At 62.7% G+C, this 15,817-nt stretch carries 13 protein-coding genes; 7 read left to right on the plus strand and 6 right to left on the minus strand.

All coding sequences use genetic code 11. From position 1 onward, the window contains the following. Positions 1 to 69: 69 nt before the first annotated feature. Positions 70 to 1,140 carry a fatty acid desaturase gene (locus C4J86_RS01135; protein ID WP_124369177.1) on the plus strand — a complete coding sequence of 357 codons (1,071 nt, stop codon included), beginning with the start codon at positions 70 to 72 and terminating at the stop codon, positions 1,138 to 1,140. Here the strand turns inward: C4J86_RS01135 and C4J86_RS01140 are convergent. Together C4J86_RS01140 and C4J86_RS01145 are read right to left on the minus strand one after the other, a co-directional pair. Then, positions 1,127 to 1,942: an ABC transporter ATP-binding protein gene (locus C4J86_RS01140; RefSeq protein WP_124360751.1), complete on the minus strand. Its 816-nt coding sequence runs from the start codon at positions 1,940 to 1,942 to the stop codon at positions 1,127 to 1,129. The two genes, C4J86_RS01135 and C4J86_RS01140, sit on opposite strands and share 14 nt — an antisense overlap. Then, a complete protein-coding gene (locus tag C4J86_RS01145) occupies positions 1,939 to 3,513 on the minus strand; it encodes an ABC transporter permease (RefSeq protein WP_124369178.1) in 1,575 nt (524 codons plus the stop codon). The genes C4J86_RS01140 and C4J86_RS01145 overlap by 4 nt, the downstream gene beginning before the upstream one ends. Before the next feature lie 277 nt (positions 3,514 to 3,790). On the opposite strand from C4J86_RS01145, the gene C4J86_RS01150 reads away from it, so the two are divergent. After that, positions 3,791 to 4,792 (plus strand): ABC transporter substrate-binding protein, encoded by a 1,002-nt coding sequence (locus C4J86_RS01150; RefSeq protein WP_124369179.1) that lies wholly within the window; start codon positions 3,791 to 3,793, stop codon positions 4,790 to 4,792. A gap of 104 nt (positions 4,793 to 4,896) precedes the next feature. On the opposite strand, the gene C4J86_RS01155 is transcribed toward C4J86_RS01150, so the two are convergent. Beyond that, on the minus strand, positions 4,897 to 5,817 hold the full coding sequence (locus tag C4J86_RS01155) for a LysR family transcriptional regulator (RefSeq protein WP_124369180.1): 921 nt from the start codon (positions 5,815 to 5,817) through the stop codon (positions 4,897 to 4,899). Between the two features lie 181 nt (positions 5,818 to 5,998). Between C4J86_RS01155 and C4J86_RS01160 the strand changes: the two genes are divergently transcribed. Next, positions 5,999 to 6,904 carry a TauD/TfdA family dioxygenase gene (locus C4J86_RS01160; protein ID WP_124365392.1) on the plus strand — a complete coding sequence of 302 codons (906 nt, stop codon included), beginning with the start codon at positions 5,999 to 6,001 and terminating at the stop codon, positions 6,902 to 6,904. Between the two features lie 123 nt (positions 6,905 to 7,027). Here C4J86_RS01160 and C4J86_RS01165 read toward each other — a convergent pair whose 3' ends face one another. Both C4J86_RS01165 and C4J86_RS01170 read right to left on the minus strand, forming a co-directional pair. Next, positions 7,028 to 8,635, minus strand: coding sequence for an alkaline phosphatase family protein (locus C4J86_RS01165; RefSeq protein WP_124369181.1), 1,608 nt, complete (start codon positions 8,633 to 8,635; stop codon positions 7,028 to 7,030). A gap of 213 nt (positions 8,636 to 8,848) precedes the next feature. Beyond that, complete coding sequence (locus C4J86_RS01170) at positions 8,849 to 9,793, minus strand: LysR family transcriptional regulator (RefSeq protein WP_124360757.1); 945 nt, start codon at positions 9,791 to 9,793, stop codon at positions 8,849 to 8,851. 155 nt (positions 9,794 to 9,948) lie between these two features. Here C4J86_RS01170 and C4J86_RS01175 point away from each other — a divergent pair, with 155 nt between their 5' ends. Continuing rightward, entirely contained in the window at positions 9,949 to 12,288 is a 2,340-nt protein-coding gene (locus C4J86_RS01175; RefSeq protein WP_124369182.1) for a TonB-dependent receptor, read from the plus strand. Here C4J86_RS01175 and C4J86_RS01180 read toward each other — a convergent pair. Then, the gene (locus C4J86_RS01180) at positions 12,259 to 13,458 is read right to left on the minus strand and encodes a CynX/NimT family MFS transporter (RefSeq protein WP_124369183.1); all 1,200 of its coding nucleotides are present in this window, start codon (positions 13,456 to 13,458) and stop codon (positions 12,259 to 12,261) included. The genes C4J86_RS01175 and C4J86_RS01180 overlap by 30 nt on opposite strands. A 357-nt stretch (positions 13,459 to 13,815) precedes the next feature. On the opposite strand from C4J86_RS01180, the gene C4J86_RS01185 reads away from it, so the two are divergent. Genes C4J86_RS01185 through C4J86_RS01195 form a run of 3 tightly spaced genes read left to right on the plus strand, consistent with a single transcriptional unit; the run spans position 13,816 to position 15,773 of the window. Next, positions 13,816 to 14,622: an energy transducer TonB gene (locus C4J86_RS01185; protein ID WP_124369184.1), complete on the plus strand. Its 807-nt coding sequence runs from the start codon at positions 13,816 to 13,818 to the stop codon at positions 14,620 to 14,622. Positions 14,623 to 14,647: 25 nt separating this feature from the next. Next, positions 14,648 to 15,370: a MotA/TolQ/ExbB proton channel family protein gene (locus C4J86_RS01190; RefSeq protein ID WP_124372371.1), complete on the plus strand. Its 723-nt coding sequence runs from the start codon at positions 14,648 to 14,650 to the stop codon at positions 15,368 to 15,370. A 1-nt stretch (position 15,371) separates the two neighbouring features. Further along, on the plus strand, positions 15,372 to 15,773 hold the full coding sequence (locus C4J86_RS01195; RefSeq protein ID WP_124360761.1) for a biopolymer transporter ExbD: 402 nt from the start codon (positions 15,372 to 15,374) through the stop codon (positions 15,771 to 15,773). The last annotated feature ends 44 nt before the right edge of the window (positions 15,774 to 15,817 follow it).

Below are 15,817 nucleotides of genomic sequence, written 5' to 3' on the forward strand. Positions count from 1 at the left end.
TGCGGAGCTAGCGCCCTGCGCCAGGGTAGGGTGCAGGATGCAGGCATCACTCCACTAGAGAATGGAAGCATGGACGGTACTTGTGCAAGTCCCCAGCAGATGAACGCCCAACAGCGTTCGGCGCATATCCGTGAGGTGGTGCTGGCCGAGGGCGTGCGACTGCGCCAGCGCCACCCCTGGCTGCTGCATCAGGACGCCCTGGGCGCGGGCATCCTGGCGTTTGCGCTGGTCGGCATGCTGGGTTCGGCGGCGCTCTATATCAGCGGCCAGATGGCCTGGTGGGTGTGCCTGCTGCTCAATGCCTTCTTCGCCTCACTCACCCATGAGCTGGAACATGACCTGATCCACAGCATGTACTTTCGCAAGCAGCGCGTGCCGCACAACCTGATGATGGGCCTGGTCTGGCTGGCGCGGCCGAGCACCATCAACCCATGGATTCGCCGGCACCTGCACCTCAATCATCACAAGGTCTCCGGCACCGAGGCCGATATGGAAGAGCGCGCGATCACCAACGGCGAGCCCTGGGGCATCGCGCGCTTGCTGATGGTCGGCGACAACATGATGTCGGCATTGATCCGCCTGCTGCGCGCCAAGACCTGGCGGCACCGGTTCAGCATCCTCAAGCGCGTGGTGCTGGTGTACGCACCGCTGGCGCTGCTGCATTGGGGCGCGTGGTACGTGTTCCTGGGTTTTCATGCCGCCAATGGCATCGCCAGCCTGATGGGCGCGCCCATCGAGTGGTCAGCCGGGACGCTGCAGATGATGCAGGTGATCGACATCGCCGCCGTGGTGATCATCGGCCCCAACGTGCTGCGCACCTTCTGCCTGCACTTCGTCAGCTCCAACATGCACTATTACGGCGATGTGGAGCTGGGCAATGTGATCCAGCAGACCCAGGTGCTCAACCCCTGGTGGATGTGGCCGTTGCAGGCGTTCTGTTTCAATTTCGGCAGCACCCACGGCATCCACCATTTTGTGGTGAAGGAGCCGTTCTATATTCGCCAGATGACCGCCAAGGTGGCGCACAAGGTCATGGCCGAGATGGGTGTGCGCTTCAATGATTTGGGCACCTTTGCGCGGGCCAATCGGCTTGAGCGCCAGGAGCAGCCGCGCAGCGAACTGTCGTTCAGCAAGCGATGAACGCCAACGGCAGGTCGCGGATCTGTTCGCGCGCCGGCGGCTGGTAGTGATCGTCGCTGGTCAATTCATGCAGCAGCTCTTCGCGCAACTGGTGGAATTCAAAGCTGCTGCGCTGGCGTGGATGGGGCAGGGCAATCTCCACGACCTGCTTGATCCGTCCCGGTCGTGGCTCCATCACCACCACCCGGTCGGCCAGGAAAATCGCTTCCTCCACGTCGTGCGTCACCAGCACCGTGGTGATACTGGCGCGGGCGCGGATCGCCAGCAGTTCGTCCTGCATCTGCTGGCGGGTCAGCGCATCCAGTGCGCCGAACGGCTCGTCCAGCAGCAGAATCCGTGGGCTGGCAACCAAGCCGCGAGCGATCGCCACCCGTTGCGCCATGCCGCCGGACAACTGGTGAGGATAGGCGCGGGTGAAGTCAGTCAGGCCCACCAGTTCGATAAAGTCGCTGATGCGCCGGCTGCGCTCGGCCTCGCTCAAGGGCTCGTTGACCAGACCCAGGCCAATGTTCTGCGCCACCGTCAGCCACGGAAACAAGCGGTGTTCCTGGAACACAATGCCGCGTTCGCCACCGATGCCGTTCACCGGCTTACCGTCCACCTGAATCTCGCCGCGAAACTGCGTATCCAGCCCCACCAGCAAGCGCAGCAGCGTGGATTTTCCGCAACCGCTGGAGCCGACAATCGCAACGAATTCGCCCTCGGCAATCTGCAGGTTGAACTCACGGATGGCCTCCAATTCGAAGCCCTCCACATCGAAAGACTTGCCCACATGGTTGAAGCTGACAATCGGTGCGTTCATGCGTGTCTCCAGCGGGTGGCGCGAGTTTCCAGGCGTTGGCCGACAAGGTTGAGGGTGGCGCCGGTAAGGCCGACCAGCAGCATGCCGCTCATGATCAAGTCCATGCGCAGCAGCTGTTGGGCGCCGATCATCAGGCTGCCGATACCGCCGTTGGACGGCATGAAGTATTCCGCGCCGATGGTGCCCAGCCAGGCGTAGATCAGGCTCAGGCGCAGGCCGGCGAAAATTCCCGCTGCCGCGCCGGGCAAGATCAGGCGTCGCAGCCGTTGGGGCAGGTCCAGGCGCAGCACTTGGGCGGCTTCGCTCAGTTGCGGTGACAGGTTCAACACGCTGCGCTGGGTGGCGACAAACAAGGGGAAAAACGCCGCCAGGCCGATAAACACCCACTTGGCCAGCTCCCCCAGACCAAACCAGGCCGTGAGCAGCGGCACCCAGGCGAAGATAGCGATCTGGCGTAACGCGGCGAGGGTATGGCCGAGTACCCGCTCACTGCGCGGTGACAAGCCCAGCCACAAGCCCACGGCAAACCCCAGGCTGCCGCCCAGCACCAAGCCGCCCAAGGTGCGCCCCAGGCTTTTGCCCAGCGCCCCCGACAGCGTGCCATCCGCGACACCCGAGGCGGTGGTGTGCAGCACCGTCCACGGGCTCACCAGGATATTCGCGTCGACCCAGCCCTGTTGCGTCGCCACCTGCCACAGCGCGAGCAACAACAGCGGCAGCAGCCACGGCTGCAGGCGTTGCCAGCCGTGGTAACGCGGGCCGCGACGGATCTGCGCCGTGGCCGGATGCGGCCAGTGCACCCAGCGCCGATCCAGCCAGCCGATGCCACGGTCCATCGCCACGCCCAGCACGCCGATGACCACGATGCACACAAAGACGATATCGAGCATGAATAACTGGCGCGCCCACACCATCAGGTAGCCGATGCCTTCGCTGGAGGCGAGCAGTTCCACCGCCAGCAGCGACGTCCAACCGGCCGCCAGGGCCAGGCGCACGCCGGCCATGAACGCCGGCAGGGCGGCGGGCAGGATCAGCCGGCGGATCAGCAGAGGGGTGGGCAGGCGCAGCACCCGCGCAGCCTCACGCAACTGCGGTTGGGCGTCGCGCACGCCGACCAGGGTATGCAGGGTGACCGGCACCACGATGGCCTTGACCAGCACCACCAGTTTCAGCGTCTCGCCAATGCCGAAAAACACCATGAACAGTGGGATCCACGCCAGGGTCGGTACCTGCGACAGCGCGCTGAATGTCGGAAATACCAGGCGCTCGGCACGCGCGCTGAAGCCCAGCCAGGCGCCGAGCAAGGCCCCGGCGCCGATGCCCGCCAGCAAGCCCCAGCACAAGCGCTGCAGGCTGACCGCCAAATGGCTCCACAACTCGCCGCCCGCCAGTTCCATCGCGCTGCGCCAGACCAATGAAGGCGGCGGCAGGATCTGTTCGCTCATCCACTGCTGACGGCTGGCCAGCCACCACAGGGCAAACAGCGACAGCGGCAGCAGCCAGTGGCTGAACGACGGCCAGCGCAGGATGGGCGTTGTAAGAGGCGGGCTCAACCGTGCGCTTCGGGCCATTGAGGACTTCCCTTTCGTTATGTGATTTCGATCTTATAAAAACGTAATCAAGATGATTGTGGGATAAGAGAAGTCATTTAAAGCCTGCGCCCGGCACGCATCCAATGCATTCGAAGAATATTTTCGATGCTGTTTATGCATAGGCCGCTGGAGCCTGCGATTTGGCTCGCATAGTGCTAAAAGCTATAAAATTGTGAATTTATAGTATTTAAAGTTTTCAGCAGCCTGTGCCTACTTTCAGCTCCCCGGCGACCGTCGCCCACCAGGAGCTGCGCTTATGAAACTGCCCTTCAAACGTCTGATCACGCTATTCGCGGGCACCGCACTGGCGGGGCTGGTGCATGCCGCCGAACTCAAGGAAATCCGCATTGCCGTGCCCGACCTCAGCGCTGGCACCCAACACAGCGGTGGCGGCATCACCGATGTGTTGCGCGAACAGCAGATTTTCGAAAAGGCCTTCGCCGACCAAGGCATCACGATTCAGTGGAATTACTTCAAGGGCGCGGGCCCGGTGATCAACGAAGCCTTTGCCAACGGTCAGGTGGACCTCGCCTATCTGGGCGACCTGGCGGCCATCATCGGCCGCTCCAATGGCCTGCAGACCCGCTTGCTCAGTGCAACGGCACGGGACATCAAGCAGTACCTCGGCGTGGTACCGGGCTCGGGCATCAAGACCCTGCAAGACCTCAAGGGCAAGCGCGTCGCGGTGTTTCGCGGCACGGCCAGCCAGTTGTCGTTCGACAGCGCACTGGCCAGCCAGGGCTTGAATGAGAAAGACCTGAAAGTCATCAACCTGGATTTCAACGCGGCCGGTGCGGCGCTGGCCGCCAAGCAGATCGACGCGACCTGGGGCGGCTCGAACCTGACCGCGCTGCAAGCCAAGGGGCTGGCCGAAATCGCCCTGACCACCAAGGACCTCGGCGGTGCCGGCAGCATTCAGGCGGTGCTGGTGGGCAGCAAACAGTTTGTCGATGAGCATCCCGACGCCGTGGCCAAGCTGCTAAGGGCACAGCAGCAGGCGGTGCAATGGTTGACCGATGACAGCAACAAGCAGGCGTACATCGAACTGGTGTCGGGGCTGGCCAGTTATCCGCCGGTGATCCTGACCAATGATTTGAAAGACCAGCAGCTCAGTGCGATTTTCCCGGCGACGCTTGATCCGGTGTTTCTTGGCAAGTTGCAGGATGCAGTGGACTTGGCGTCCAAGGAAAAGCTGATTCGCCGGTCGTTTCAGGTGAGTGATTGGGTGGCGCCTGGGTTGGTGGCGGCGGGGCTTTGAGTATTGTGGTGTCTGGGGTATCGCATCGGGGGCAAGCCCCCTCCCACAGTTGATCTGTGAATACATTCAAAATGTGGGAGGGGGCTTGCCCCCGATGAGGCCCTTCAAACCGCCACACTCACCTCCTGCCTGTCTACCTCAACCAACGTCTCGATCATCGCCTTGGCCGCCGGCGACAAGCGCGACCCGGTACGGCTGACAATCCCGCACCGCGCACTCAGGGTCTCCAGGCTCTGCGGCAGGTTGCGCCAGTGCAGCAGCACCAGCGCACCCCGGGCGACATCCTCGGCGAACGCTTCTTCGGTGCCCACGCCGATGGCATTGGACTGCAGCACAATCTTTACCAGCGCCGGGAAGTGTTCGGTCTGGATGCTCGGTGAAAAGTCCATGCGCCCGCTCAGGTTCGCCAGCAGTTTGCGAATGCCCTGGGAGATCAGCGGCGCGGCCAGCGGGTAGTCGAACATGTCGTTGGTCGACAGGCTGTCCTTGGCCAGCAGCGGGTGCCCCGGGCGGCAGAAAAACACGCCGCGCTTGGGCGTCAGCGCACGGGTCTGGAAGTTCGGGTCGGCTTCGAACTGGCGGATGTCGGCAATGAAGAATTCGATCTCCTCACGGCTCAATGCACGACTGAGCTTTTCCCAGTTATCCACTTGGAAACTGGTGCGGATTTTCGGGTGCGCGCCGATAAAACGCGCCACCGCATCCGGCACCAGCTTCACCGCGGGCGCCGGGCCGCAGCCGAAGCGCAGGTCGCCGGCATCGAGCTTGGTCATGCGCGTGACTTCACTGCTCAGCAAGGCGGCGCCATGCACCAGGGTCAGGGCGTGTTGCAGTACCACCTGGCCTTCCGGTGTCGGGCGCAGGTCCTTGTGGCCACGGTCCACCAGTACGCAGCCAAACTCCTGTTCCAGCCCCTGGATACTGCGGCTGAACGCCGGTTGCGTGATGCCCATGGCGTCCGCCGCACGCACAAAACTGCGGTGTTCGTTGAGGGCGATGAAGTAGCGCAGCTGACGAAGATCCATATGCATTCCCGGCATTTGAAAAATAGGTCGAAGGCATTTGCGAGCGACCCAGCTGAGGTTTTAAATGCAAGCTCTTATTCCGTCAACGAAGCATTGGTTCAATTGCTAGATCTAAAAGGCATATGAATAGAGCGTTGTCGGCGAGCGTTCCACCATCCGCAGGCACATGAGGGTCACTACAATGAGCAACGCCGCATTAGCTGTTCAACCCATCGCCCAGGCACTGGAGATTCATCCGGTCGCCGGCCGCATCGGCGCCGAGATTCGTGGCATCACACTGTCCGGTCACCTCGATGCCGCCACGGTCGAAGCCATCCAGCAAGCGCTGGTGCAGTACAAGGTGATCTTCTTTCGCGAGCAAACGCACCTCGATGACCAGAGCCAGGAAGCCTTCGCCCATCTGCTCGGCGAGCCGATTGCGCACCCGACTGTGCCGGTACGCGACGGCACGCGCTTTTTGATGGAGCTGGACGGCACCCGCGGCCAGCGCGCCAATTCCTGGCACACCGACGTGACCTTCGTCGACGCCTACCCGAAAGCCTCGATCCTGCGTTCAGTGCTGGCGCCAGCCTCCGGCGGTGACACCGTCTGGGCCAACACGGCGGCCGCCTACAACGACCTCAGCGTCGAACTGCGGGCCCTGGCCGATAACCTGTGGGCCATTCACAGCAACGAATACGACTACGCCGCGCGCAAGCCGGATGTGGCGGTGGAGAAGCTTGAGGAATACCGCAAGGTGTTCACCTCGACGGTGTATGAAACCGAGCACCCGGTGGTGCGCGTGCATCCGGTCAGCGGTGAGAAAACCCTGCTGCTGGGGCATTTCGTCAAACGCCTGAAAGGCTACTCCCAGGCCGACTCGACGCAACTGTTCAACCTGCTGCAAAGCCACGTCACCCGCCTGGAGAACACCGTGCGCTGGCGCTGGAACAGCGGCGACGTGGCCATCTGGGACAACCGCGCCACCCAGCATTACGCGGTGGATGACTACGGCACCCAGGAACGTATCGTGCGCCGGGTGACACTCAAGGGCGATGTGCCGGTGGGTGTGCAGGGCCAACGCAGCCAGACCACCAAAGGCCTTTAAATTCACAGAGATTCAAATGTGGGAGGGGGCTTGCTCCCGATTGCGTAGTGTCAGCCACTGCACCTGTGACTGACCCACCGCTATCGGGAGCAAGCCCCCTCCCACATTTAGACCTGTGTCGTTCTACCAGACGCCAATCTGCACGACCTTCTCCGCCTCCGGCTCCCCGTAGCGAAACCATTGGCCACGCACTTCAATCTCCGTGTGGCTGATGGTCGTGCGCCGCTTCAACCCACGCAGCCACTCGAACAGATAACCCACGTGTGTCTCGCGCACATCCGCATAGGCCGGATCGGCGCCCAGGTCGTGCACTTCCTGCGGGTCGTTTTCCAGGTCGAACAGCTGCGCGCGAAAGCCGTCGTACGCCAGGTATTTCCAGCGCTCGCTGCGCACCATGGTCATGCGGCAACGGTCGATCGGCTGGCCCAGGCGCTCGCGGGCCGGAGCCTGGAAGGCGTAGTCGTATTCGGCAATCGCATACTGGCGCCAAGGAGTCGGCTGACCATGCAGCAGCGGGATCAGCGAGCGGCCTTCCAGGCGGTGATCGGCGGCGGGCAGGCCCAGGGCGTCGAGGAAGGTCGGCAGCGCATCGATGGTCTCTACCAGGCGCGCGTCCACCGAGCCGCGGCTGCTATCGGCACTCGCGCGCGGGTCGCGCACAATCAAGGGAATGCCCACCGCAGGCTCCAGTAGAAATTCCTTTTCACCGAGGAAGTGATCGCCGAGGAAGTCGCCGTGGTCGCTGGTGAACACGATCAGCGTGTCATCCCAGCGCCCATTGCTTTGCAGGAAATCGAACAGCCGCCCGAGCTGGTCGTCGATCTGTTTGATCAACCCCATGTAGGTCGGAACCACCGTGAGCCGCACCTCGTCGCGAGAGAAATTCACGCTCTCCTGGTGCTGGCGGAACGCCTGGTACACCGGGTGATCGCTGGTCTGCTCCGGTTGAATCGGCGCCTGCACATGCTCGGCAGCGTACAACGCGTGGTACGGCGCCGGTGCGATATAGGGCCAGTGCGGCTTGATGTAGGACAGGTGCAGGCACCAGGGTTGCTCGGCCTGCTCCTGGATGAAGTCGATGGCGCGGTCGGTGGTGTAGACGGTTTCCGAATGCTGCTCGGCGACCCGTGCCGGCAAACCGGCGTTGCGCATATGCCAGCCGCTGAGCACTTCGCCGTTTTCACCTTGTGCGGCATTGGCCCATTCATGCCACGGGTTGCTGCCGCTGTAGCCCTGTTCGCGCAGGTAATGCGTGTAGGGCGCGGACTCGCGTTTATCCTCGAACAACGGGCTGTCGGGGTAGATGCCGTCGTGACGAAAGTAGGTGTCGAAGCCCACTTCATTCAGCGGCTCGGCCTGGGCGCTTTCAGGGTCAATGTTCACGCGTTGCAGCGCATCCAGATTCGGCGTGGCGTGGGTCTTGCCCACCAGCGCAGTACGAATGCCGTGGGGGCGCAGATAGTCGCCAATGGTCAACTCGTCCAGCGGCAGCGGCACGGCATTCCACGCCACCTGGTGGCTGCTGACATAACGCCCGGTGTACGCCGACATCCGCGACGGCCCACAAATGGTGCCTTGGGTATAGGCACGGCTGAAACGCACGCCGGCAGCGGCGAGGCGGTCGATATTGGGGGTGTGCAAATGCGCGTGGCCATAGCACGACAGGTAATCGCGGCGCAGTTGATCGCACATGATGTACAGCACATTGCGCACGGGTTGGGGCTGGGACATGAAGGCTCACCGAATGGAGGACAGGTGAGGTTTTTTCGCTGTTTGGGTAGGGCGCTGGCAAGTGCATTTGGGGTCTGGTTTTGATGCAGGCAATGCATGGGTGTTGCTACCGGCGCCATCGGGGGCAAGTCGAATCGTCGCACCGCCCCTCCCACACTTGATCTGTGAATACATTCAAAATGTGGGAGGGGGCTTGCCCCCGATGGCGTCGGTTCACACAGCGACATTTTCCAGCGTACAAATATCTTCATCCAACTCATCTATTTGCTTGATCTGTTCAATCATCGCCTCCGCCAGCGGCGACAACCGATACCCCGCGCGGCTGACGATGCCGTAGCGGGTGTAACGCTCCTCCAGGTTTTCATCCAGGCCGTCGATCGTCAGGCACACCAATTCGCCGCGAGCCATCTGCAGCACGTCGCTGTTGGCGCTGACGATGCCGATGGCGTCCGAGCGCAGCACCACGCCCAGCAGGCTGTAGCCGTTTTCGCATTCGACATTGGGCAGGTAATCCGGTCGGCCGCTCAGGTCGACGATGACTTTGCGCAGGTTCGGTGGGCGGATGGTCACGGCCAGCGGATAGCTCATCAGTTCGGCGGCGCTGACGCTGTCGCGGGCGGCGAGGGGGTGGCCGACGCGGCAGCAGAAATACCAGCGGCGCGCGCGCAGGCGATGGGTGTGATAGTCGGGGTTGGCCTCGAAATGACGGGTGTCGGCGACGAAGAATTCGAACTCTTCGCTGAGCAGGCGTTTGCTCAAGCTTTCCCAGTCGTCCACCTGGAACTGCACGCGGGCCTTGGGATAGCGCCCGATAAAACTGCCGATGGCGCGGGGGATCAAGCCGCCCGCCGGCGCCGGGCCGCAACCGAAGCGCAGTTCGCCCGCCTCGAGGCCGTTGAATTGGCTGATTTCGTTAGCCAGTTGCTGCGCGCCGCTGACCAGGCGCCGGGCGTGTTCGAGCAGCACCTGGCCTTGTTTGGTCGGCGCCAGGTCTTTGCGCCCGCGGTCCACCAACTGGCAGCCGGCGCTGTGTTCCAGGGCCTGGATGCTGCGGCTGAAGGCCGATTGCGACAGGTTCACCGTCAACGCCGCCGCGACAAAACTGCGTTGTTCGGCGAGGGCGATGAAGTGGCGAAGCTGGCGCAGGTCGATATGCATTTTTCACATCAAAAATATCCGGGAAATGCATTGGCTATGCATTAGGTCGACTCCTTATAAAGGCTATCTCTTATGCAGTAAATGTTCGCAAAAACATAAATAAATAACCTAAAGGAATATCAGAGATTGAATATTCCTGGGTTCCGGAGCCGCTCATGAGTCTGTTCACGCCCGCTTTACCTTGCTCTCCCTGGCCGCTCAAGCGCCTGCCCCTGGCCCTGTTGCTCGCGGGCAGTGCCGGTTGGACGCCCAGCCACGCGGCTGAGCCTGCGCCTGCGGGCGAAAGCGCCAGTGGTCAGCTGGAGACCGTCACGGTCACGGCCCGGCGGCGCACCGAAAGCGCCCAGGCGGTACCGACGCCCATGAGCGTGGTCGGCGGCCAGGCGCTGGAGAGCCAGCGGGTGTACCGGATTCAGGATTTGCAGCAACTGGTGCCCAGCGTCAACGTCGCCTACATGCATGCGCGCCAGTCCAGCGTGTCGATTCGCGGCCTGGGCAACAACCCGGCCAGTGACGGCCTGGAAGGCAGCGTGGGGTTGTATATCGATAACGTGTATCTCGGGCGCCCCGGTATGGCGGTGTTCGACCTGATGGACATCGAGCAGCTCGAGGTGCTGCGCGGCCCGCAAGGCACGTTGTTCGGCAAGAACACCACGGCGGGGGTGATCAATATCAGCACCCGCGCGCCGAGTTTCACCCCGGAGCGCAGCATTGAAACCTCGTTGGGCGAGGACGGCTATTTCCAGACCAAGGGCACTATTTCCGGGCCGCTGACCGATGACTTGGCCGGGCGTTTTTCGGCCTATCGCACGCGCAGCGACGGCGACATCAAGAACGAACATGACGGGCACGACCTCAATGGCGGCTCGCGCCAGGGCTTTCGCGGGCAATTGCTGTACAAGCCCAATGAGGCGTTCAACCTGCGCTGGATCGGTGACTACAACGAGGAGGATTCCAGCGCCGGTACGCGCGTGCTTTACAGCACCGGGCCGACCATCAACGGTACCAACCTCTACCAGTCCAGGGCCAACGCAGCGGGCGCGACGCTGGTCGACGGCACCCACCGCAAGGTCAATCTGGACAATGACCAGCACGTCACGGTGTTCCAGGGCGGAACGTCGCTGGAGGCCAACTGGACCTTGCCGAGCGATTTCACCCTGACGTCGGTCAGTGCCTATCGCTGGTGGAATTTCACCCCGCGCAACGATGACGGGCTTAACGTGCCGGCCTCGTATAACGCCGGCGTATCGGTGGAAGACAAACAGTGGTCCCAGGAATTTCGCCTGGCTTCACCCCAGGGCGGGTTCTTCGACTACGTGCTCGGCGCCTATTACTTCGGCTCAGACCTGGATAACCAAGCCTTCGCCTACTACGGTCCCAAGGCGGACATCTGGAACGGCACGCCGACCGGCGCGTTGAATAATGTGAGCAGCGTCGGCAACGGGCACATCCGCACCGACAGCTTTGCGCTGTTCGCCCAAGGCACCTGGCACCTGACTGAACGCCTGGATTTCACCGCCGGCCTGCGCGGCACCTACGAAGAAAAAAGTGCCTGGGTGACGCGCAATGCCCCGCTCGGCGGCGCAGCGGTCAGCGGCGCGGCTGCCACGGCGCGGCGCGGGCGTGCCGGGGCGTATGACTCGGGTGACCTGACGCAATACAGCGCCACGCCGTCGGGGCTGCTTAACCTCAGTTATCACTTCAACGACAACCTGCTGGGCTACGCGACGCTGTCCCACGGCGAGAAGTCCGGTGGCGTCAACCTGGCGGTGGGCTCGGCGCCGACGGCCGGGGCCGACTCGCTGCTGATCGGCACCGAGCGCGCCAACAATGCCGAGTTGGGTTTCAAGAGCACGTTGTGGGATCGACGCCTGCAGCTCAATGCCAACCTGTTCTGGACCCAGGTCAACGGCTACCAGACCAACGCCTACGACCAGGACAACCGTGTGCAATACCTCACCAACGCCGGCTCCGTGCGCTCGCGGGGGGTTGAAGTGGAAAGCACCCTGGTGCCGATCAAGGGCCTGACGCTGAACATCAACGGGTCGTTCAACGACGTGAGTTACCTGTCTTACAAGGACGCGCCATGCCCGCCGGAAGTCAGCCTGCGCCCCGGTGCGCCGGCGTCCTGCGACTTGACCGGGCACCAGGTGGTGGGCGCGTCGAAATGGATTGCCAATGCCAACGGCGAGTACAAGTGGAACCTGGATAACGGCTTTGAACCCTACGTCACCGCCAGCTACGCATTTCGCTCCAAGGCGGTGGGCACGGTGGAAGACTCCGACTACGGGCAGATCCCCGCCTATGCGCTGGTCAACCTCTCCACTGGCCTGCGCGGCAACTACGAGCAAGGCCAGTGGGATGTGTCTTTGTGGCTGAAAAACGCCTTCGACAAAACCTACTACACCACCCTGTGGACCGGCGGCAACGGCGGTTACGAAGGTCTGCTGGGCACGCCGCGTACCCTAGGCGTGACCGGGCGCTACGACTTCTAGCCCGGTGCGGTAGGTGGCCGGGCTGAACACCCGCGTCACCAGCAGCATCGCCACCGCCGTTACCGTGAGCACGACCCAGGCACTGACGAAGTGGCCGGTGAGTTCGCGCAGCCAGCCGGTCAACCACGGCGAAATAGCGTTGATCAAAAAGCCCACGCCTTGTACGAAGGCCGCCAGTTGCCCGGCCTGGCGTGGGTCGCGGTGATGGTCGAGGGCCAGCAGCAGGCTCAGGGCGAAGCACGCACCCAGCCCAAACCCGCACAAGGCCACCCACAGGTGGGGGAATGCGGTGGGCGCGATGATCAGGCCGAGGTAGCCGAGGGTTTGCGCCAACAGGCTGATGCCGAGCAGCGGGCGACGGTCGATCCCGCGTTGCGCCAGTACTGGCATCAACAGCGCGGCGATGACTTGAAAAATGGTCATGAACGCCAGCAACGAGCCGCTGGGCAGCACGCCCCAACCCAGTTGCTGATAGTAGGCGGGCAGCCAGGCCACCATGCTCATGTAGCCGCAATTGACCAGGCCGAAATACAGCGCCAGCAGCCAGGCGCGGCGGTTGCGCAGGCCTTTGAAGGCCGGGGCGACCTGTGTATTTCGGGCGGCGCCCAGCGGCAACCCTGCCCATAGCAACAACGCCCCCAACGCTGGCAACAGCCACACGCCCAGGCCCGCCTGCCATTGCTGGAAATACGTGGCTACCAGCGGGCTGAGCAGCGCCGCCAGCCCTCCACCGGCCATCAGCGACGCCGAATACACACCCATCGCCACCGGCACGCGGTGCTGAAATTCGCGCTTGATCATCGCCGGCACCAACGCCTGGATCAGCGCCACACCCGCGCCGCCGAGCAATGCCGTGACCAACAGCGCCGAGGCCTGGCCCATCAGCCAGCGCGCCAGGCACGCCAGCAAAATCATCACTAGTCCCAGCGCAATACCGCGCCGTTCACCCAGCCGTGCTTCTACCCTCACGCCCACCAGCGCCACCAACCCCATGCACACCACCGGCAAGCTGGTGAGCAAGGCACTGCTCTGAAAGCTCAGGCCGGTGGCTTGGCGAATTTCACCGAGCAGCGGGCTGATGGAACTGAGGATGGGCCGCAGGTTCAGTCCCAGGACCACCAGGAGGCCCCAGCTTGCGAGCTTGCTGGCGATCGAATGGTTAAACGTCATGCAGGACCTGCCGGAGTGCAAAAAGAGGCAGGGAGTATGCCAGTCGTTGTGCTGGGTCGACAGCCTGAGCATGCCCGTGGTGAGTTGCTTGCCTGGTGCGATGCAAATCCCGTTTGAACCATGCCTTCGCTGAATATTTTGTATGCCGTAAATGCATGCAAAAACAAGCGCTTCGCGCAAAGCCACGGAAGACGCGGGCTTGACGCAGCGGGTCTATTTTTATATTCGCTTTAGATATATCCATAACTTTAAAGATTACTTTAAGAGATAAGCGCTCAACCCCGATGATTCAGCCCTCGACGGCCTTTCAAGCAGGCCTGTCGGTTTTTTGGTCTTAAAGCCGTAGGGAGTGAATCAATGGGCAATGTCCAGACCGCCGCCAGTGCACAAGAGGCGCAATGGCGCCTGGCACCGGGTGGTGAGTTGGTCGACCTTGGCCGGCCGCACCGTGCGCCGTTGGGGCAGTTACGCCTGCAACAGACCCCCAAGCGGTTTTCCAGCCGACGCGAAGGCATTCTGTTGGGCTTGTTGGTGTTGGCCTTGCACGGCGCCGTGATCTATTGGGTGAGCCAGAAGCCCACTCCGGTGCTGCCATTGGTGCCACCGGAAATTCCGCCGATGACCATCGAATTTTCCCGGCCGGCGCCACCCGTGGTCGAGCCGCCACCGCCCGTGCCGCCACCACCTGCGGTGGTCGAGCCGCCACCGCCGGTGGTGGATGAGTTGGCCGCCAAGCCGGCGCCGCCCAAACCGATTCCTAAACCCAAACCCAAGCCCGTGCCCAAACCTGAGCCCAAGCCGGTACCCAAGGCTATCGAACAGCCGCCAGCGCCGCCTGTACCCGCGCCGCCGGCACCTGTTGCACCGCCCGCGCCGGCCCCGGTAACGCCCGCTTCGGCCAACGCCGCGTACTTGAAGAACCCGGCGCCGGAATACCCGTCGCTGGCCCAGCGTCGCGGATGGGAGGGCAGCGTGTTGTTGCGGGTGCACGTACTGGCCAGCGGCAAACCGGGTGAGATCCAGCTGCAAAAAAGCAGCGGTCGCCAGCAACTCGATGACGCCGCATTGGCCGCCGTGAAGCGTTGGAGTTTCGTGCCGGCCAAGCAGGGTGACGTGGCCCAGGACGGCTGGGTCAGCGTGCCGATCGATTTCAAGATCCATTAATTATTCAGCTGCACAGAGGGAACACATCATGGCTTTGGCATCTCCACTTGAATCCATTGAAAGCGCGGTGATCTGGCTGTTGGTGGTCTTTTCGGTCGCCACCTGGGGCTTGGCGTTATTGAAGGGCGTGCAATTCGGGCGCCTCAAGGCCCAGGATCGCCGGTTTCATAAAAAATTCTGGGCTGCCTCAAGCCTGGACGCCGCCGCCGAATTGACCGAAACCCAACCGGGCGCGGCGGCCCGAGTAGCCCATGCCGGTTACGCCGCGATCCAGGTCGGCGATACCCAGCACGCGGCTGACCTGAGCCAGGCCATCAATCATCAAGATCGCCTCGAACGTGCCTTGCGCCAGCAGATCGTGCGTGAACGCCGCTCCCTGGAAACCGGTCTGGCCGTGGTCGCCAGCATCGGCAGCACCTCGCCGTTTATCGGCCTGTTCGGCACGGTGTGGGGCATCATGGAAGCGCTCAAGGGGATCAGCGCCGCCGGCTCGGCCAGCCTGGAAACCGTGGCGGGGCCCATCGGTGCGGCGCTGGTCGCCACGGGCGTGGGGATTGCCGTCGCGGTGCCGGCGGTGCTGGTCTACAACTATTTCCTGCGTCGCCTGAAGCTGACGGCTGCCGACCTGGACGACTTTGCCCACGACTTCTACAGCCTTGCGCAGAAAAACGCCTTCCGCGTGCTGTTGCACCCCGCGCTGACCAAAGCCAGCGCCGGCACCCCGCAAAAAGTGAAGGAGGCCTCCTGACATGGCCTTCTCCACCCAGGACAGCGATGAGGTGCTGAGCGAGATCAACGTCACGCCGCTGGTGGACGTGATGCTGGTGCTGCTGGTGGTGTTTATCGTCACCGCGCCGCTGCTCACCAATGCGATTCCGATCAATTTGCCCAAGACCGAGGCCGTGGCCCCGGTCGAGCAGAAAGACCCGCTGGTGGTGAGCATCGACGGTGCCGGCAAACTGTTTATCAACAAGGACGAAATCCAGCCGGACCTGCTGGAGTTCAAGCTGCAGGCGGCCAAGGCCAAGGACCCCGATGTACGGGTGCAACTGCAGGCTGACGATGGTGTGAACTACGGCGAAGTGGCGCGAGCCATGGCGTCTATCGAGCGCGCGGGGATAACCAAACTGTCGGTGATTACCGCACGTTGAGTCGCAACAAAGCCTCGACGATTTTTGGGCCGTTTCCTTGGCAG

The sequence above is a fragment of the Pseudomonas sp. R2-7-07 genome (assembly GCF_003852355.1).
Taxonomy (GTDB): domain Bacteria; phylum Pseudomonadota; class Gammaproteobacteria; order Pseudomonadales; family Pseudomonadaceae; genus Aquipseudomonas.